Origin of the sequence: Paenarthrobacter sp. CM16 (assembly GCF_013179505.1) — a bacterium.
GTDB lineage: Bacteria > Actinomycetota > Actinomycetes > Actinomycetales > Micrococcaceae > Arthrobacter.
Genome location: NZ_JABMCX010000069.1, coordinates 1 through 18,168 on the forward strand (window position 1 = coordinate 1; position 18,168 = coordinate 18,168).

An 18,168-nucleotide genomic window follows, 5' to 3' on the forward strand; every position below is an offset into this window, starting at 1 on the left:
TGTGCGTGCGGCTGAATTCAAAGGTGGCTCCCTTACTTCAGTGTGGCCGGTCACGCGTGGCTGCCCTCGTTGACATGTCGGTGCCCGGATGGGGTTAGGCCATGAGGCCGTGGAGGGCGTCCGCCAGTGTTGCGGCGCCCGTTTCGGCGTCCTCGTCCACGACGTATTCTTCGGGAGAATGTGATACGCCGCTTGGATTGCGCACAAAGATCATCGCCGTTGGTACAAAGGGCGACAGCACACCGGCGTCGTGTCCGGCTCCGGTGTCCAGAATGGGCGCTTCTGGAAGGGAGAGCTGGAGTGCCTTTTGCAGCGCGGTGTCGAAATGGACGGTGGGACTCAGAGACTCTTCGCGCAGGTCAACGCCGCAGCCTTCTTCTGCTGCGATCCGTTGAGCCTGCCCGTGGATGCTCTCCACCAGGGCTGCTGTTACGGCGTCATCGGGATGCCGGACATCCAGCCAGAAATCTACCCGTGAGGCAATGACATTTGTTCCACCGGGCACCGGCTGCAGCCGTCCGACGGTGGCCCGGGCGTGGGGGTGGCTGCGTGCGATGTCGCGGATTGCGACCACCATCCTCGAGGCGGACACCATAGGGTCGTGGCGGTCTGCCATCAGGGTTGTTCCTGCGTGGTTTCCCTGGCCGCGCACGCTCAGGCGCCATCGTCCGTGCCCAAGAATGGAGGACGCGATGGCCATGGGTTGGTCCAGATCAATCAGGCCGCGGCCTTGTTCCACATGGAGCTCGACGAAAGCACCAATCTGGCCCAGTAATTCTTCATCGCGGCCTACGAAGCGTGGATCGAGTCCATTGGCCCGCGCAACATCGGCAAAGGTAGATCCGTCGGGATCCCGCAGATTCCTGGCTTTGTCAGGGTCTATCGCCCCGGTCATGAGACGGGAGCCAAGGCACGCCACACCGAACCTTGAGCCCTCTTCTTCAGGGAAGACCACCACGGCCAGGGGGCGTGTGGGTGTTGGTATCCGGGCCTTAAGGATGTCGATTGCGACCAAGGCGGAGGCCACGCCGAGAGGCCCGTCGAAGGCGCCGCCGCCGGGAACCGAGTCAAGGTGACTGCCGGTGACCAGGCTGTTGGTGCGGTCACCACCAGCGACGTCCCACCACGCCCAGATGGCGCCGTTGCGATCTGTTTCCACGGAGAGGCCTCGCTTGGTGGCCTGTTCGATGAACCAGTTCCGCAGGTCGAGTTCAGCGGTCGAGTAGACGGGTCGTGTGTAACCGCCCCGGATGTTGTCCGTGCCTGTGCTTGAGATCTCGGATATCAGGCCGGTGACGGTTGCGGTCGGGGCCTGGGGCAGTTCTGTGTTGCGTAGCATCAGAAGGCTCCTGACGTTGCGTGCTCGGCTTGGGCGGCAAGCCTGAATTGATCCGGAACCGCCCCTGTCCCTGTAGCAAGGTCCGCAGCCAGGAGGCCGATGAGTGGGGCAAACTTTGCGCCGTGTCCGGAGCAGGGGGAGAGGATTGTGATGTTGTCTGCCCGGTCAAGGATGAAGTCTTCGTTGGGGGTATTGGTGAACAGGCAAGTGGTTTCGGCGTAGGGTTCGGGGATCAGGCCAGGCAGGTATTTTTCCACATACTCAATGACCCGACGGCGGTTTGCGGGGTTGATCTGTCCGTCCTGTTCTGCTGCGGATTGCAGGATCTTTCCGCCGTTGTATTCGGCGATTTTCTGGCCGCGGAAACCAGCGTCGCGTCCGCCGGGCAGCCCGTAGGCCTGCCAGGCCTCGCGCTTGTGGATGAAGGTCGGCCAGGTGGACGAATCCGCCCCGTCCATATAAGGGAAGTGGTACGCCTGTTCCTGCCGTACTTCCAAGCGGGGCATTTTCGAGAGGAAAGCCGACGGCAGGGATAAGGAACCAAGGATCTCGGGGAGCCAGCCGCCAGCTGCGACGATGACGTTCGCAGCGTGCACGGAGCGGCCGTCTTCGCAGGTCAAGGTGTAGTGCCCCTTGGAACCGGTGATCGAGCTGACCGCCCAGTTGTTGTTCAGCCCCGCTCCATCACCGACGGCTTGGTCCACCATGGCGGTAACGGACTCGTGGGCATCGATCACGCCGGCATCAGGGTGCCAGAGAACAGGGGTGTCAAATGCTATGTGCGGCCAGCGAAGGCTGGCCTCTGCAGGGCTGAGGAGCTCGTGCTCTATTCCGCGCCGCTCCAGGACAGCGGCCAGGCGTTCGGGTTGCCGGATCGACCCGTAGTCCACCGCGCCGGTGGGGGAAATGAGTTGCTTGCCGCTGAGGCGCGCCAGCTCATCCCAACCAGCCCTCGCTTCCTGAACCAGGCCGGTATAGAACTCGTCGGGATAGGCATAGCGAAAAATCCGCGCAGACCCGTGAGAGCTGCCGGCGTCATTGGCTGGGGTCGACCGTTCGAAGAGGACGACGCTACGGCCGCGTGCGGCTAGATGCCAGGCCGTTGCAGCTCCCGACAGTCCCGCACCGATGACGGCGTATTCAACGGATTCCATTTCCGGCTCCTAAGTGCTGTGGGCAAGTGGCGCGTTTGCCGCTCACCATCCGGTTACTCACCCGGCGGAACCGGGCGTCCAAATATTGTTTGACTAGTGATTTTTAGGTCCGGGCGAGAGCTCGGTGTGCAGCTGTTCGACCGCACCAACCCTGACTCTGGTAACGTCCCTTTGGACGCCCTTCAATCGCCGCCGTGGTGGTACAGCGCGCCATCCACCAGGAAACCGTCCTTGGCCTGATGGCAGCAGGCTTGGGTATTGAATCGGTGGGGCGGTTCCAAATGCCAGGAGTGACCGCCCGTCGTCTGCTCGGCAGACCACAAACAGAACTGCACACGGCCCGGCCCCTGAGTCAGTCGCCGGCAGTAGATGAGTTCCTGCGATTCCTTTGCTCTGGTTCCGACGAGGGGTCACAACAGGAGTAACGCTGCCCGGGCAGTCGGTTGCCCGGCTCGTTCGAGCCTAAGCCGGGCAACCGGTGTGACCCATGTTGTCTAACGCGCGGTGAAGCCGCCGTCGACTACTATCTCTGCGCCCGTGATAAAGCTTGCGTCGGAGGACGCCAGGAATGCTACGACACCGGAGATTTCCTCCAGGTTGGCCCTGCGCTTGAACGGGGTGTCAGGAACGACTCCGCCTTCAGGGTCTGCTTCGGTCATTGGCGAGTTCACGCCGCCGGGGCAGAGTGAGTTGACGCGGATTCCGAGGGGGGCGAACTCAAGGGCCGCTGTCTTGGTGAGCCCGATGAGGCCGGCTTTGCTGGCGCAATAGGCACCGTTGTTGATCGCTCCCACGGGGCCGAAGATGGAGGCCGTGTTGATGATGGATGCGCCCACCTGGCGGCGCAGGAGCGGCAGGGCGGCCTGCATGCCCAGCAATGGTCCGGTGAGGTTGACCTGCAGGATCCGCTGCCAGCGCTCCTGGGTTTCCTCCTCAAGGGACACTTCATGGATGATGCCGGCGTTGTTTACCAGAATGTCGAGTTGCCCGAAGTCGGCCTCGACTTCACCGATGACCCTGCTCCAGTTTTCTGCGTCGCCTACGTCAAGGCGGGTGTAGCGGACGTTGAATCCTTCGCTTTCCAATGATGCGGCAAGTTCCTTGCCTTCGACGTCGAGGATGTCTGCTGCAACCACCGTGGCTCCCTCGGATGCCAGCCGTCGTACGTGGGCCGCGCCCTGTCCCCTGGACCCGCCGGTGACGAGTGCTACCTTGCCGGCCAGCCGCTGAGTCAAATCTGTGGTGGTCATGGTCTCCCTTTTCTTGAAGCTGCGATGCGGACCCTATATCCGCGGTGTATGGATATTTCCGGCAGCACCGCAAGTGAAAGGCGGTGCTGTGCTGTGCTTATGAAGTTTTCACGCCAAGAGCGACATGAGCGCTTTCGGTCCGGGTGGGAAGTTTCCCCCACGAGGTGAGGATGCGTTCGGTGTCTTCGAGTTGGGCTTCCCACTCGACGCGGACGATGTCGATGCGGTCGTCTGGTTCTTGGAAGGCGGCGAGGTAGGCTTCGATGCCGGCTCCGGTGTGTCCTGCTTGTTCGTGGAGGGCGATCATCTTGATGGCGAGTTTGGTTTGGATGCCGTAGACGGGGATTTGGGGTCCGCGAGGTGCGCACATGCCGATGAGGTAGAGCTTGTCCAGGCCGACCGGGACGATGCCGCCGCCGTAGCGCAGAGGTGTGCTGCGGCTTCGGGAGATGAGGGAATCGTCGATGAACGGGAGGCTGGCGTGGAAGCCTGTGGCCCAGAGGATGGTGTCGTAGTCCCGCGCGGTGCCGTCGGTGAAATGGACTGTTTTGCCGTTGAACCGTTCGATGCCGGGCACGACGCGGATGCGGCCGTGATGGATCCAGTAGAGCAGGAGATCGTTCACGACCACCCGGCCGCCGGCGAGGGTGCCGTATTTGGGTTCTGGCATGCCGGGGTAGTTGTGCCATTCGCCCAGGGACAGCCGGCCCATGAGCCTGTTGATCAGGTCTTGTTCTTCCGGGGCGAACTGGGCCAGGAACTCTACTTCCTGGCGTGGTTTGCCGAAGTAGGTTTTGGGTTGAAACATTGTTCCTTCGCGCACCACGATGTCCGCCTCAAAACGGTGCTGGGCGACGTCCACGGCCAGGTCGCAGCCGGAGTTCCCGGCCCCGACGACCAGGACGCGTTCGCCATCGATCTGCCCGGTGTTCCGGTAGGAGCCGGAATGGATCTGTTTGCCGATGAAGGTTCCGGGGAAGGTGGGGACTTTCTGGTCCCAGAGGTGGCCGTTGGCTACAAGCACGCCGTCGTAGTCGATGCTTTCGCCGGAATCCAGGGTCACGGTCCATCCTGCGGATCCGACCGGGCCGGGGCTGGGGATCGGGACCACGGAAACCACGGCGGTGTTGAACCGGATGATCTCGTAGTGGCCGTTTGCCCGGGCGTAGGACTCAAGGTAGGTCCGGATCTGGTCCCGGCGCGGGAAGTGAGGGTACTCGGCGGGCATCGGGAAGTCCTCGAAGTGGGTCATGTCCCGTGAGGTGATCAGATGCAGCGCGTCGTAATCGGTATGCCAGTGCCCACCGATGCGGTCGGACTTTTCGAAGCAATCGACCTCGTAGCCAGCCTTAAGAAGCTGTTCAAGGGCCGAGATACCGGCAGCGCCGGCACCAATGACACAATAGCGGGTCATACCGCTCGTCCTTTCTATAAGGGAATGCGTACGTCGCAGATGAGGTCTCAACGAAGACGCTTTCCCGGGATTCTTGATTTAGAGCAGATCCGGTTCGCCGACTTCTGCCGCGCTGGGGTCCATACCGTATTTCTTCAAGGTCTCAGCGATGATGCCTTCCTTGCGCAGCTCTTCGATGTTTGCGTTCAGGGCGTTGGTCAAGTCGGCATTGTTCTTACTTGTGGGCCAGTTCAGCTGACCGGGGTGGGCGCTGACCGGGATCCGCGTGTCAGCTTCGAGGGGAACAATCTGCGCGCCGTCTACAGGGTTGGTTTGAAAGCGTGCGGTGGTGGCGCCGACGCTGTCCACCACTGCGTCGATGCGGCCAGCGGCCAGGTCGCTGAAAGCGGCTTCCGGATCCTGGTAAACGGAGAAGCTGTCAGCGTACAACTGTTTGAATTGGTCGTTCCAGAGGTTGCCGACCACAGAGCCGACCTTCTTCCCGTCCAGTTCTGCGATGGTTTTGTAGCCGGACTTGGACACGATGGCGCCCTGATCGAGGTACACCGGGCTGCTGAGCTCAACGACCTTGGATCGGGCCGTTGTGCGCCACCAGTCGCCGGCGGCAAGGTCGGCTCGGCCGGATTGGACGGAGGGGACCGCAGCGGCTGCTCCGCCAGCGGACTGTACCGAAACAGTCAGGCATTCCCGCTTGGCGATTTCGTTGAGGAGATCTCCTTCGACACCCGAGATCTTGTCGCCTTCGATCTTCACGTGTGGCTGGAAGTCGTACGTGGCCACGGTCAACGTGCCCGGAGTAATGGTCGTGAAGGTGTGCTTGGGAGTACATGACGAACTGACGGCATCGGCGCTGGAGTCGCCGCCGCAGGCTGACATGGACAGTGCAAGTCCGGCCGCGACTGCGATCGGGGCACTCTTGCGGATCCAGGTACTTTTCATGGTGGTGCTTCCTTTGTGATGGTGAACGGAGTATTGCGGAGCGGGAAACGGTGCGGCTAGAGGTGCCGGCTGAGGCGCCGTTCGCCGAGGCGGACGAGTGCCAGTGCTGCGACGGTGATGGCCCCGTAGAGGATTGAGGTGAGCACGAAGACGCCTAGGTATTCGAAGGTGTAGGAGCCGAGTTCGTAGGCCTTGGACATGAGCTCGGGGACAGCAATGACGAACGCGAGCGAGGTGGTTTGGAAGATGGTCACAGCAAGGCTGGCCAAGGGTGGGGTGGAAATTCGGAGGGCCTGGGGAAGGATGATGTAACGGAATCCCGGCCATCCCGTGAGGCCTGAGGTCGTGGCTGCTTCGCGTTGTCCTCTGGGGACGGCTGCCAGGCCGGCCCGAAAGAGTTCGCTTGAGTAAGCTCCGGTTGTCCATGACAGGGAGATGACCGCTGTGGTGAACGCAGAGAGGACGATTCCCCCTTCCGGGAACCCGAAGTACAGGAGATAGAGCAATACGAGCGCGGGGGCGCCTCGACCGATCTCAACGAACAGGAGTGCGACGATCCGGAGGGGAACGATTTTCCCTTCGATCATGAGTGCCAGCACGAGCCCGAACGGCATGCCGAACACCAGACAGAGCCCGGTGAGGCTGAGGCTTACAGTCAGCCCGGGGGAGAGCTGGGGTAGCCACGTGATCCACTGGTCAAAGAAGGTCATCAGGCCACCTCAAGTTTTATCCGGAGGGCCTTGTCGACCCGTCGTGCCGCCAGAGCCAGTGGGAGGCTAAGTGCGATGTACAGGAGGCCGGCGATGGTGAATGCGAGGAGTCCTTGGTGGCTGCTCCGGGCAACCAGGCCGGCTTGGTATGTGATGTCGTGGACGCCGATGGTTGATGCAAGCGCTGAGTCCTTGAGGAGGGCGATTGCGTATGCGGCGATGGCGGGGAGTGTCACTCGGAAAGCCTGGGGCGTAATGACGTGTTGCGTGGTGGAGAAGAACCCCATGCCTAGTGCCGTTGCGGCTTCCCACTGGCCGGCCGGAATGCTGAGGAGGCCCGCCCGATAGGTTTCGGCCATGTACGCCGCAGCGATGAGGGAGAAGCCGACGATGGAGGCAGTGATCGGGTTGAGTTTCAGAGCGTATTGCGGCAATCCGAAGTAGATCAGGAAGAGCCATGTGATCGGAGGGATGGCGCGAACGACGTCTATATATGCGGACGCGACGAGCTGTAGGGGCCGCCAGCTGGATCTGCGTGCTGCTACCAACGGAAGTCCGAGCGCGGCCCCGAAGACCAGGGAGAGTGCGGTGATCAGGAGTGTGTTGCCAACTCCGGAAAGAATCTGCACGATCATGGTTTCACCTGTCCAGGACCGCGCGTAGGAACTTACGCGTGCGTTCGTGGCTTGGCTGGGTCATGATCTGGTCGCTTGGCCCCACTTCGAGCACGCCGCCGTCAGCCATTACCATGACCCGGTCCGAGACATCCCGTGCGAAGTTCATTTCGTGGGTAACCACGATCATCGTCATGCCTTCATCTGCCAGGTCTCGCATGACAGCCAGGACTTCCAGGCCCAGCTCGGGATCCAAGGCAGAGGTTGGCTCATCGAAAAGCATGACCTTAGGAGAGAGCGCCAAGGCACGGGCAATCGCGATCCGCTGCTGTTGGCCTCCGGAGAGACGTGAAGGGTGTTCCCCACTCTTGGCGTCCAGCCCGACCCTTGACAGCAGGTTCCTGGAAATCTCGTGTGCCTCGTCACGGCTGCGCTTCAGGACCTTTATCTGGGGAAGGCTGATGTTCTCCAGCACCGTTAGGTGCGGAAACAGGTTGAAGCTTTGGAACACCATGCCGGTGACCCGGCGCAGGTGATCCAAGCTTGCACGGCTTGGCCTGGCCCCGGCGTCGACTGTCGTATTGCCGATCGTTATGGTTCCTGCCGTTGGTACTTCCAGGTAATTGAGGCATCGAAGGAATGTGCTTTTGCCGGCACCTGAAGGGCCGATGATCGACAGAACCTCCCCTTCAGGCATTTCGAGGTTGACGTCCCGTAGGACCATGTTCTTGCCGTAGGCCTTGTCCAAGCCGACGACTTCAACGGCGCCGACTGTAGGTGGCGATTCAGCCCGGGTTTTTGCGAGTTCCATGTGCATAAGCCCCTTTCGGTATCCATAGGTTTATGCTTTAGAATGTGATTATCTAAGCACTTCCACCTATGGATAACAAGAGTTATTTGTGACCCTGCCCATATTTAACCTTTGCGAAACATTGGTTTATTTGCATGAAACATCGACCGTTGAAACGTTCGGAAAGGTAGGGCCAGAGATGACTATCCTTCAGGTGAACTACTTCCTCGCGGCGACAGCAGGAGGGTCTTTAACCCAAGCTGCGGATGAACTGGGTGTGGCCCAACCGACCGTCTCGGAGCAGATTCGCAAGCTGGAGCAATCCCTGGGAGTCGTCTTATTCGCCCGCGCCAAGCAGGGCCTCACGCTGACGGAAGCCGGACAACACTTTCTTCCGTATGCCCGTAGGGTCGCTCAGGAATACGAAGATGCGATGGCATCCGTCACAGGGATCAGGGACAGGATTGAGGGCACGGTCTCCTTCGGAATGTTCAATAGCGGCCAGCACGTACTGGCGGGACTCGTTCCGGCGTTCCGCACCATGTACCCAAACATCCATGTCCGCGTCATCGGGGCGAACTCCGCCCAGGTGGCCGATATGGTCCGCTCGAACCGCCTCGAAGCCGGTGTGGTGGCCCTGCCTATTGAAGCAAGGGGGTTGACCATAGGCGACGCGTTGTGGTCCTGCGAGGCAGCCTATTTTCACACCGAGTCAGACGCCACCGCAGCCCCTGTGCCTGTCGCAAATCTCACCCTGCGTCCGATGGTTCTAGCCGAATCCGGTTGGTCACAACTGGACCCCACCAGGCGGCAGCTCAACGACCGGGCGCAGAAACTGGGACTCTCCCTTACGCCGGACGTCGAGGTTGAAACCCCCGCCGGTGCCCTCGCGGTAGCGGCGACAGGGCTCGCCGGCACGGTCGTTTCCGCGCCGGTTGCTGAAGCGTTGGGTTATGGGAAGACCCTGCATTCTGTGAGCCTCGACCCGCCACTGATCGAAACGTTCGCCATCATTACCCGTGACCCGTGGTCACTTTCACCTGGTACTAAAGCAATGATCGAGCTGGTGGAGGAACACATGAGCAAGCTGCACGACGAATACCAGCCGGGCTGAGGGTAAGGCGAACACCAGTCATGGCACCCCGCCGAGCGAGACAGTCAGCATAGTATTCAGCCAAAGCTGGCTCATTTTTTGGAAGGAGCGACATGGATGTGTTGTGGGAAGTCGCTGGCTGGAACGGCGTGGCCCTCGATTGGGCTGCTTGCTTGGCCGCGTCCAGGGGCTGGATGCAAGCGGGGAGACGATTTCCAGTCATCGATCTGCTGCGGCGCTTCTGTAAGATCCGTGACTATGAGTCCAATGCCAAGTTCAGCTGAATCCATTCGGGCCGTGTTCCTCGATGTCGATGGGACGTATGCGGACTACGGCCTGGTGCCGGAAGCACATGTGCAGGCTGTTAGGGCGGCCCGCAAGGCCGGTCACCGAGTCTTCATTTGCACTGGTCGTCCCTTGTCGATGCTTTCTCAGGAAATCCTGGCTGCTGGATTCGATGGCGTGGTGGCAAGTGCTGGCGCATACGTGGAGGTTGACGGAAGTGTTCTCGTGGACCGGTGTTTTCCTGTCGACCTGGCTGCCAGAACGGTGGAAGCCCTGGACGCGCATGATGCCGTGTACATCCTCGAGTCACAGTCAGTCCTGCACACATCACCGGCCGCCGTGGGACGATTGAAAGAGATCTTGAGCGCTCATTTCCGGCAAGCTCCGGGCAGTCCTGCTGGCGTGACTGCCATCCTCGGTTCGATAACCCAGACGGTGGACCGGGCGGCCGTACGGTTCGCCAAAGTCTCGGTGTTTAGCTCACCCGTTGCCTTGGGATGCTTGGTGGAAGAGATCGGCGAGGATGTTGCAGCCATCTCAAACTCCATCGCCGATGAGGGTCAGCACGCCGGAGAGCTATACCATCGTGGGCTTTCCAAAGCGGATGGTATTGCTGCCGTGATCGCACATCTGGGTATCCCGCGCGAGAACACAATTGCAATCGGCGACGGCGAGAACGACGTTGAAATGATCGCCTACGCAGGTGTTGGTGTTGCAATAGAGGGGGCACCTGCTGAGGTACTGGCGGTCGCGGACCGCACCGCCGCGGGACCTCGGCAGCAAGGGCTCGTTGCAGCTTTCGCCGAGCTCGGAATCGTTTGAAGCGAGTCGTCACACCTGGTAGGCGGACGTTGTCTGGCGTGGACAGCGACGGTTATCTTCTACGCGAAAACGTTGGCGGTCCGCGGGTGTGAGCGCCGTGACGCGGAGCCGACTGTGGATGCCCGTCACTGTGGCCATGACCGTTGCCGAAGGCGTCCTGTTCGAAGCACATGTATCCGCCAGAATGGCTAGTTGATTCGGTCCGTCCTTCGACGGCTCTGGGATTTCGAGTCCCACTTTCACAAGATCAGAAGATGCTCGGCTCATTTCGGGTACATGAGGCGATGGCTTTTCGGGAGGATTTTGAGGGCGAATCATTCGGTGCATCATAGCCATGGCGCTCGGTCGTTCTGGCCAGAACTGAGCTCTAGTGGGAGAAACCCGCTGCAGCTTCGGTGAGGGTTTTTCCCTTGGTTTCGGGGGCGAGCCATTGGGAGAGGGCGGCGCCTGCCACAGCGACGGCGGAGGCGATGAGCATGGTGGGCCCGGCTCCGAGGGATTCCATGGACATGGGCATGAGAAAGATGCCGATGCCTGCGCCGACCCTGCTGACGGCGGCGGCGAACCCGGTTCCGATTCCACGGATCTCGGTGGGGAGTACTTCTCCGGGGTAGACGTTGGTCAGGGTGTTATATCCGGCGTTGAAGAAAGAGAAGACCAGAAACAGGGTGAGCACGGCGATGGCGGGGGCTCCGGCCCAGAGCCCGATGAGCGCGAGGACGACGGCGCAGAGCCACTGAGACGGGACGGTCAGGGTTCGCCGGCCTACTTTTTCAATGAGCAGGAAGGTGACAATGACACCGGCCAAGGCGATCGCGGAGAGCCCGAGGCCGCCAGCGAGCCCACCGGCCAGTCCGTACTGTTGCAGGACGCTGTCGGCGAAGGTGGCAATGGCGAAGTAGGGTGTCACGGCGCAGAACCAGAAGGCTGAGATGAAAAGGGTGGAGCGCCAATACTGCTTGGAGAACAGCATCGCGAAGCTGCCTTTGCGGACGTCCTCGTGGCGGACGTCGTCGAGGGCGTCGTCCGGCAGATACTTTGTGGCAAGAGCCTGGGCCTCTTCCTTGCGGCCGACGCTCCAGAGCCAGCGTGGTGATTCGGGCATGCCGAGCCGTCCGAGGAAGATGGCGACGGCGATGAAGGTGCTGGTGCCGAGGACGAAGTGCCAGCTCAGGGTGGTGTATTCGTTCAGGAGGTAGCCGATGAGGAACGCGGTCATGAAGCCCGCATACCAGGCGATTCCCATGGCGGCCATCAGTTTGCCACGCAGGTGGGTGGGGGAGAACTCTGCCATCATCGGCCAACCGACGGCGTACTCGGTGCCGATGGCGATGCCCATGAGCAGCCGCACGATGATGAGCAGCATGGCCGAATCGATGAAGAATTGCATTGCGGAGGCGATCGCGAACAGTCCGATGTCGAACATGAATATTGGGTTGCGTCCCCATTTGTCGGAGGCAAAGCCGCCCAGCGGGGATCCGATCAGGATGCCGATCAGCGCTGCCGCGGCGATCAGGCCCTGCCAGAACGCGTCGAGTTGGAGATCATCGGCCATCCTCTCCGAAACGGGTCCAATGATGCCGAGGATATAGCCGTCCAGGACCATGCCGCCGATCAGGACTGTGACCATTCTGACCAGAAAACGTCGTTTCCCTACCGCTACGTTATCGCTGCGATCAGAGCTTGCTTGATCAGTGGCTGACATTGCACACTCCTCACTACTGCGTACCCAACCTATGGTCCGCCTCATTGGCGGCAATAAGAAGTGCCACGTCGCGGAGGAAAGTTTGCGATACGACGCCGAGGCGCGCCGTCCGACCTGTTACCAATGCAACCTAAATGTGTAAAGATTCAAAGTAATAGCGTATGGATGTCTGCCGTGCGCCCGAACGATTCACAGGAGGGTTTGCCATGGAGAGCACGGCACTCTCAACCCGCGCCTTGGATCTCTTGCTTTTATTGCGCGGAAGTGAGCCCGAGGGGCTCGGTCGGGCGGACCAGGTGTCCTATCAGATCGAAACGGCCATCCTCATGGGCATTCTGACGGAGGGGGACAGGCTCCCCACGGAATCGGTTTTGGCGGCAGAACTGGGCATTTCCCCGATTACCCTGCGTCAATCGCTCGCTGCCTTGCGCACGAAAGGCCTGATCGAAACCAGCAGGGGCCGCAGCGGCGGAAGCGTGATTAGAGGCCAAATCGATCTGACGGACACCCAACTCCAGCGGAAATTACGGGATGCCAGCACGGAATCACTGCGCGATTTGGGTGACCTCGGCGCTGCAATCTCGTCCATGTCCGCCCGGCTGGCGGCCAGTCGTGCGGACGCCCAGAACGTTGCGCACCTCGAAGAACTCGTTCAGCGGCATCGGGACACGAAGGACGAGCGCGCCAGAAGGCGGGTAGACAGCCGTTTTCACGTTGCGGTGAGTGTTGCCGCGCAGTCGAGCCGCCTAACGTCGGCCTCCCTGCAGCTTGAGGCCGAGTTGATGACGCTTTGGTGGAGCCATCCTGCGCAGGCCGACAGCCAGGATGTTCTCGAGGAGCAACACACGGCCATTCTCGAGGCAATCCGGACCCGTGATGCCGATGCGGCCTCCGCCGCCGCTGAGCTGCATTCGCGGACGGAGACGGAATACCTGATAGCTCAGCACCTCAGATTGACGATGGAGTCCGACGAAAGTGCATAACGTGGCAGCAACGAATAAGGCTCTCGAGCGAACAGCCGAGGCAATCTCCTCTAGCGTCGGCGGCGTTTTTGACGATCTGGAGAAGATCGCGGCCACCGTTTCAGCCGTGGCAAACCCGGCGCAGGGTGCGCCCCGGCGAAGTGCCTACGCCTTCCTGAAGAAGGACTTGGCCGCCTTCATCAATCGACACTCGGCGCTGATTGTGGGGGCCGGTATTGCGTACGCGCCCGAAAGCCTTCCCGAAGCACCTTTGTGGCTGGAATGGTGGAGGGGGGCACAGGCCGGGGGAGAGCCCCGCTGGGTCACCCATGACCTCAACCCCGAGTCCTTGAATTACTACGACTACACCACCCGTGAATGGTTCGCGTCGACTTCGGCCAAGGGCAGTCCTGTTGCGGTAGGACCGTACGTGGACATCGGCGGCATTAACGTCAACATCATCACTCTCTGCGTCCCCGCCCCCACACCTCAAGGCACGCATGTCCTCGGCTGCGACCTGACACTCGCCAAGCTCGAAGGAGTCTTCCTTCGGGCATTGCAACTCCAGGACCCCACCGTGGTCCTCCTTGGCCCCACGGGCCGTGTTATCGCGTCAAACAACGCCCGAATAGCTTCGGGCACCCTCTTTGTTGAGGAAGACATGAAGCGAGTGAATCGAAGTGTCGATGTCTCCTCCGTCAGTCCCGCAAGGTTACCGTGGAGGCTCGTCACGTTGATGGCGTAGCTTCATCCCTCCAACATCCCGCCCGGCAGATTCTGCCGGGCGGGATTTTTTTACCCAAAAGACCTATTGCATTAATAATACAATGATGTATCTTTTATATTGTGACCAGGCACACAAGCTCCTGGGATGTACCTCATACCTCCCTCATCAGACGTGACTCAACCGTTCTCCAGCTGCCGAGGAAGACAGCATGCGGGTCCGCGCAGAGATCCCTCGAAGAAGAAAGTTTCATTCCCATGAAAGACGTAGTAATTGTCGGTGGCGGCCTCGCGGGACTCTCAGCAGCATGGCGCTTGCGGCACTGGGACGCCCTGGTCCTCGAGTCCGAACACCGCGTGGGTGGGCGCATCCGTTCCGAGCGACGCGGAAACTACTGGTTGAACTGGGGCGGGCACGTCTTCGCAGGCGCTGGCTCCTCCACGGATTCTTTGCTGGGAGAAGTTGGCGTTAGCGCCGTCCAGATCCCGGGATCCCTGCAAGCCCTGTCCATGAACGGCAAGTTCCTCCGTGAGGGACACATCGCCACCTACCCGTTCCGTATCCCGATGTCCATGTCCTCGCGCATTGACACGCTGAAAGCAGGCATCAAGGTCGTCAGCGGAGTAGCCAAGTACACCGGAGTGGTCCGCAAACGTGCGGGCGAGTCCGGTGCCATGCGCCAGCAGCGCATTTACGACTTCGAAAACAACAAGTCGTTCCAAGACTTCATCGGTGACCTGTCCGAAGACGCCGCCGCGCTCTTCAAGACCACGGTGACCCGTTCCGCCGGCGACATGGATGAGATCTCAGCCGGGGCCGGCATCGGCTATTTCAGTCTGGTGCTCGGGATTGGACAGGGCCTGAGCCAGGGCATCGTTGGAGGGCCGTCCACTCTGACAGAGTCCATCGCAGCTGCGCTCGGTAAGCGCGTTCAGCTGGGCGCCACTGTCAACGAGGTAGTGCACAAAAAGGATTCAGTCTTGGTCCGCTACACCCAGAACGGTGTGGACCTGGAGGTTGAAGCCCGCACGGTGGTCTTGGCTACTACCGCAGATGTGTCCCACAAGGTGGGAGTGGATCTGCCGGAAGAACTCCGCGGTGCGCTCAGCCAAATCAAGTACGGCCCGCACGTCAGCACGGCCTTCCTGACCAACGAAACCTCAGCACGACCCTGGGATGACATCTACGCCATCGCAGCGCCCAAGCGCTCCTTCGCCATCGCCCTGAACCAGGCGAGCATCGTCCGCGGCACTGAGTCCGTCCGTAAGCCAGGCGGCAGCTTCATGACGTTCTCCCCGGCAAGCCTTGGCAAGGCACTGCTGGACAAGAGCGACGAGCAAGTCATCCAGACCCACCTCGCCGATCTCGACCAGGTGCTCGGGCATGGCTTTGCGGACAGTGTGGTCGAAGCCCAGACAGACCGCTGGAAAGTCGCTTCCCCCTACTGCTTCCCGGGCCGGGCCAAGCTGCAGTCCACGCTCATGCGCGGCACAAACCTCGTGTTCCTTGCTGGCGATTATCTGGGGACGTTGTACACCGAAAGCTCCATCACTACCGGCTTCTCAGCCGCCCAGGAAGCCGCCAGCGTGCTGGCCACGCACCGGCAAGCACCGCCGTCGTCCGGCCTGTCGGCCGTCGCCTGATCCCACAACTCTTAGCGCTACTGCTTCACCTACCGAAAGAGGAAAACCCAATGACCAAGGAACTCCGCGGCGTTCTCACTGCTCTCTCCACCCCGTTCAACCAGGACGAAACGATCGACGTCGCTACCTTGCGGAAGATCGTCGACCGCTCCATCGACGCCGGTGTCGACGGCGTCGTCGCCGCAGGCTCCACCGGTGAGGTCGGGGCGCTGTCTTCGGAAGAGCGCCTGCTGCTGATCAAGACGGTTATTGAGCACACCAACGGCCGGGTTCCGGTCATCGCGAATACCGGTGCCACCTCCACGGCTGAAGCTATCCGCCTCTCAAAGGCCGCCGAGCAGCTGGGCGCAGACGTGCTCATGCTCATCACGCCGTACTACGAGCCCCTGTCCCTCGAAGAGACTGTTACGTACATCAAGGACGTGGCCCGCTCGGTCACCATCCCGGTGATGCTCTACAACATCCCGCCCGTCACCGGCGTTAACCTGGACCCCGCAACGGTTCGCGCTCTCGCCGAGGAAGTGGAGAACATTCTCTACATCAAGGACTCGAGCGCCAACTGGGAGCAGGCGCTCCAGCTCATCCACCACCACAGCGACGTCATCGGTACGTTCATCGGTTGGGATGCCTACCTCTACAGCGCTCTCGCAGAAGGTGCGGCAGGCGTCATGGCCGGCACCGCCAATGTGGTTCCCGACGAGATCGTAGCTGTCACCAAGCGGATCGCCGAGGGCGACCTCGCCGGTGCCCGCGAACTCTGGAACGCCGTCTACCCGGTGATCGATGCGCTGTTGACAGTACCGTTCATTCCGGCAGTCAAGAGCGGCCTCACGTTGACCGGCCTTCCAGCAGGATCGCCGCGGCGTCCAACGGCGGGGCTCGACGCCGATGACCTGGCCAAAGTTGAGCAGGCGCTGGCGAAGCTGTCCTCGCTCAAGCAGAACATCGGATAACGCATGGGTGACTTCGATTTTACGGAGTTCTTGTCCAGCGTCTCCGACGCTGTTTGGGCACCCATGGCCTACGTTGTCCTTGGACTGGGTATCGCCTATTCGGTAGCCACCAAGGGCATCCAGTTCCGGAGGATTCCGGACATGCTGCGCCAGCTCAGGGAGACCCAGGACGGCGACGGGGGATTGTCCTCTTTCCAGGCCCTGGTTCTCGCACTGGCCAGCCGCGTGGGTGTGGGCAGCATCGCCGGTGTTGCCACCGCCGTGAGCGCCGGTGGTCCCGGGGCGCTGGTATGGATGGCCATCACCGGGCTGGTCGGCTGCACCGTGGGGTACGCCGAGGCTACCCTGTCCCAGGCTTTCAAACGTCAAGTTTTGGACGAGGACCGCAAGAAGGCCAATGAGGACATTGGCGGCATGCCGTACTACATCAAATACGGCCTGAAGCTTCCCAAGGTCGGCGCCATCGTCGCCGTCCTGGGTGTCATCGGCTACGGCTTCGTCTTCCCAGGCCTCCAGGTCAACACGATCGCCGCCAGCGCGGAGAAGGCATTCAGCCTGCCAAGCTGGGCGCCGGCCATCCTCGTCACCGTGCTGATCGGTTTGGTCATCATTGGCGGTACCACCCGCGTGGTCAAGGTCACTCAGGGGCTGGTGCCCGTCCTGGCCATCGGCTACCTCCTGCTGGCACTGGCCGTCATCGCCATCAACGTAGACAAGGTCCCGGAAGCAGTTGTCCTGATCTTCCAGTCCGCCATAGGCATTCACCCCGTCATGGGTGGCATCGCCGGCGCTGCAGTAGCCTGGGGTGTCCGGCGTGCAGTCTTCGCCTCCTCCAACGGACTGGGTGAAGCAACCTTCGCTGCTGCTGCAGCCCGTACCTCCCACCCGGGCAAGCAGGGCTTGGTCCAGACCTTCAGCATCTACATCGACGTGCTGCTCATCTGCATGGCCACCGGCCTCATGATGGTGGTCTCCGGCAAATACAACGTCTCCGACGGCGCCGGGGGATTCCTCGTCAATAACATCCCGGGCGTTCCCGTTGGGGCCAACTGGGTCCAGGAAGCCATCGATACGATGCTCCCGGGCTGGGGCGCGGGCTTCGTCGCCGTCGCGGTTTTGCTCTTCGGCTTCACCTGCCTCCTGGCCTACTTCTACGTAGCCAACTCCAACCTGCTGTACCTGCTGGACGGGCGCACCGGACACGGCTGGAAGAACGTCCTGAAGATCGGAACGCTGGCGATCGTGTTCATCGGCTCCATTGTCAACGCGAAACTCATGTGGGCGGCCGGTGACATCGGGCTTGGCCTCATCGCCTGGGTCAACCTCATCTGCCTGGTATTCCTGTTCCCGCTGGTCCGCAAGATCTACCTGGACTACGAACGGCAGCGGAAGCTCGGCCTCGACCCCACCTTCGATCCGAAGGCTCTGGGAATTGAAGGCGCCGACTTCTGGGAACACCAGAACGAAAAGTCTGCAGCCGCACCCGCCGCTGCCAAGTAGCTACCAAGCAAAGGAAATGTGCACGCCATGACCACCACAGAAACGTCCGTTTTCACCGTCCGTCGTGACGGAGCGCTCCCGGCACCGGCCCTGCCGCCGTTCGGGCAGTTCATCGGAGGCAACTTCGTCGCCTCCACCTCAAACGCAACGGTCGACGTCGTCCATCCGGCTACCGAGGAAGTCATCACCCAGGTGCCGGCCGGCACCCTGGAAGATGTCGACGCCGCCGTGGCAGCTGCCGTGGCAGCGAAAGCCGAGTGGGCGGCTAAGA

General features: G+C 61.2%; 17 protein-coding genes. 8 read left to right on the forward strand and 9 right to left on the reverse strand.

Annotation, left to right across the window (positions count from 1 at the left end; all coding sequences use genetic code 11):
• Positions 1-94: 94 nt before the first annotated feature.
• The 8 genes from HP499_RS08230 to HP499_RS08265 form a co-directional block, all read right to left on the reverse strand.
• Entirely contained in the window at positions 95-1,339 is a 1,245-nt protein-coding gene (locus HP499_RS08230) for an allantoate amidohydrolase (RefSeq protein ID WP_172323612.1), read from the reverse strand.
• Positions 1,339-2,493 (reverse strand): FAD-dependent oxidoreductase, encoded by a 1,155-nt coding sequence (locus HP499_RS08235; RefSeq protein WP_172323613.1) that lies wholly within the window; start codon positions 2,491-2,493, stop codon positions 1,339-1,341. Before HP499_RS08235 ends, HP499_RS08230 begins: the two co-directional genes overlap by 1 nt.
• Before the next feature lie 494 nt (positions 2,494-2,987).
• Positions 2,988-3,743, reverse strand: a complete 756-nt coding sequence (locus tag HP499_RS08240) for an SDR family NAD(P)-dependent oxidoreductase (protein ID WP_172323614.1) — start codon at positions 3,741-3,743, stop codon at positions 2,988-2,990.
• Between the two features lie 97 nt (positions 3,744-3,840).
• A complete protein-coding gene (locus HP499_RS08245) occupies positions 3,841-5,157 on the reverse strand; it encodes an NAD(P)/FAD-dependent oxidoreductase (protein ID WP_172323615.1) in 1,317 nt (438 codons plus the stop codon).
• Positions 5,158-5,235: 78 nt separating this feature from the next.
• Positions 5,236-6,096, reverse strand: coding sequence for an ABC transporter substrate-binding protein (locus HP499_RS08250; protein ID WP_172323616.1), 861 nt, complete (start codon positions 6,094-6,096; stop codon positions 5,236-5,238).
• A gap of 56 nt (positions 6,097-6,152) precedes the next feature.
• Entirely contained in the window at positions 6,153-6,806 is a 654-nt protein-coding gene (locus HP499_RS08255; RefSeq protein WP_172323617.1) for an amino acid ABC transporter permease, read from the reverse strand.
• Entirely contained in the window at positions 6,806-7,441 is a 636-nt protein-coding gene (locus HP499_RS08260; RefSeq protein ID WP_172323618.1) for an amino acid ABC transporter permease, read from the reverse strand. Before HP499_RS08260 ends, HP499_RS08255 begins: the two co-directional genes overlap by 1 nt.
• A 4-nt stretch (positions 7,442-7,445) precedes the next feature.
• Positions 7,446-8,231 (reverse strand): amino acid ABC transporter ATP-binding protein, encoded by a 786-nt coding sequence (locus HP499_RS08265; protein ID WP_216659854.1) that lies wholly within the window; start codon positions 8,229-8,231, stop codon positions 7,446-7,448.
• A gap of 178 nt (positions 8,232-8,409) precedes the next feature.
• Between HP499_RS08265 and HP499_RS08270 the strand changes: the two genes are divergently transcribed.
• Positions 8,410-9,324: a LysR family transcriptional regulator gene (locus HP499_RS08270; RefSeq protein ID WP_172323620.1), complete on the forward strand. Its 915-nt coding sequence runs from the start codon at positions 8,410-8,412 to the stop codon at positions 9,322-9,324.
• Positions 9,325-9,570: 246 nt separating this feature from the next.
• Positions 9,571-10,410 carry an HAD-IIB family hydrolase gene (locus tag HP499_RS08275; protein ID WP_172323621.1) on the forward strand — a complete coding sequence of 280 codons (840 nt, stop codon included), beginning with the start codon at positions 9,571-9,573 and terminating at the stop codon, positions 10,408-10,410.
• A 367-nt stretch (positions 10,411-10,777) separates the two neighbouring features.
• Here the strand turns inward: HP499_RS08275 and HP499_RS08280 are convergent, their stop codons facing one another.
• Positions 10,778-12,115 (reverse strand): MFS transporter, encoded by a 1,338-nt coding sequence (locus tag HP499_RS08280; protein ID WP_172323622.1) that lies wholly within the window; start codon positions 12,113-12,115, stop codon positions 10,778-10,780.
• Positions 12,116-12,321: 206 nt separating this feature from the next.
• Here HP499_RS08280 and HP499_RS08285 point away from each other — a divergent pair, with 206 nt between their 5' ends.
• From HP499_RS08285 to HP499_RS08310, 6 genes are all read left to right on the forward strand, one after another.
• A complete protein-coding gene (locus HP499_RS08285) occupies positions 12,322-13,098 on the forward strand; it encodes a FadR/GntR family transcriptional regulator (protein WP_172323623.1) in 777 nt (258 codons plus the stop codon).
• Position 13,099: 1 nt separating this feature from the next.
• Positions 13,100-13,822: a cache domain-containing protein gene (locus HP499_RS08290; RefSeq protein WP_172323624.1), complete on the forward strand. Its 723-nt coding sequence runs from the start codon at positions 13,100-13,102 to the stop codon at positions 13,820-13,822.
• Between the two features lie 236 nt (positions 13,823-14,058).
• Entirely contained in the window at positions 14,059-15,444 is a 1,386-nt protein-coding gene (locus HP499_RS08295; protein WP_172323625.1) for an NAD(P)/FAD-dependent oxidoreductase, read from the forward strand.
• A gap of 50 nt (positions 15,445-15,494) precedes the next feature.
• The gene (dapA, locus tag HP499_RS08300) at positions 15,495-16,397 is read left to right on the forward strand and encodes a 4-hydroxy-tetrahydrodipicolinate synthase (protein ID WP_172323626.1); all 903 of its coding nucleotides are present in this window, start codon (positions 15,495-15,497) and stop codon (positions 16,395-16,397) included.
• A gap of 3 nt (positions 16,398-16,400) precedes the next feature.
• On the forward strand, positions 16,401-17,897 hold the full coding sequence (locus tag HP499_RS08305; protein WP_172323627.1) for a sodium:alanine symporter family protein: 1,497 nt from the start codon (positions 16,401-16,403) through the stop codon (positions 17,895-17,897).
• Between the two features lie 27 nt (positions 17,898-17,924).
• A partial coding sequence (locus HP499_RS08310) for an aldehyde dehydrogenase family protein (RefSeq protein WP_172323628.1) occupies positions 17,925-18,168 on the forward strand: 244 nt, incomplete at its 3' end.

What these genes read in the sequence shown, in the direction of transcription:
- HP499_RS08230 (WP_172323612.1), bottom strand. Translation starts at nt 1,339, where the DNA reads ATGCTACGCAACACAGAACTGCCCCAGGCCCCGACCGCAACCGTCACC.
- HP499_RS08235 (WP_172323613.1), bottom strand. Translation starts at nt 2,493, where the DNA reads ATGGAATCCGTTGAATACGCCGTCATCGGTGCGGGACTGTCGGGAGCT.
- HP499_RS08240 (WP_172323614.1), bottom strand. Translation starts at nt 3,743, where the DNA reads ATGACCACCACAGATTTGACTCAGCGGCTGGCCGGCAAGGTAGCACTC.
- HP499_RS08245 (WP_172323615.1), bottom strand. Translation starts at nt 5,157, where the DNA reads ATGACCCGCTATTGTGTCATTGGTGCCGGCGCTGCCGGTATCTCGGCC.
- HP499_RS08250 (WP_172323616.1), bottom strand. Translation starts at nt 6,096, where the DNA reads ATGAAAAGTACCTGGATCCGCAAGAGTGCCCCGATCGCAGTCGCGGCC.
- HP499_RS08255 (WP_172323617.1), bottom strand. Translation starts at nt 6,806, where the DNA reads ATGACCTTCTTTGACCAGTGGATCACGTGGCTACCCCAGCTCTCCCCC.
- HP499_RS08260 (WP_172323618.1), bottom strand. Translation starts at nt 7,441, where the DNA reads ATGATCGTGCAGATTCTTTCCGGAGTTGGCAACACACTCCTGATCACC.
- HP499_RS08265 (WP_216659854.1), bottom strand. Translation starts at nt 8,231, where the DNA reads ATGGAACTCGCAAAAACCCGGGCTGAATCGCCACCTACAGTCGGCGCC.
- HP499_RS08270 (WP_172323620.1), top strand. Translation starts at nt 8,410, where the DNA reads ATGACTATCCTTCAGGTGAACTACTTCCTCGCGGCGACAGCAGGAGGG.
- HP499_RS08275 (WP_172323621.1), top strand. Translation starts at nt 9,571, where the DNA reads ATGCCAAGTTCAGCTGAATCCATTCGGGCCGTGTTCCTCGATGTCGAT.
- HP499_RS08280 (WP_172323622.1), bottom strand. Translation starts at nt 12,115, where the DNA reads ATGTCAGCCACTGATCAAGCAAGCTCTGATCGCAGCGATAACGTAGCG.
- HP499_RS08285 (WP_172323623.1), top strand. Translation starts at nt 12,322, where the DNA reads ATGGAGAGCACGGCACTCTCAACCCGCGCCTTGGATCTCTTGCTTTTA.
- HP499_RS08295 (WP_172323625.1), top strand. Translation starts at nt 14,059, where the DNA reads ATGAAAGACGTAGTAATTGTCGGTGGCGGCCTCGCGGGACTCTCAGCA.
- dapA (WP_172323626.1), top strand. Translation starts at nt 15,495, where the DNA reads ATGACCAAGGAACTCCGCGGCGTTCTCACTGCTCTCTCCACCCCGTTC.
- HP499_RS08305 (WP_172323627.1), top strand. Translation starts at nt 16,401, where the DNA reads ATGGGTGACTTCGATTTTACGGAGTTCTTGTCCAGCGTCTCCGACGCT.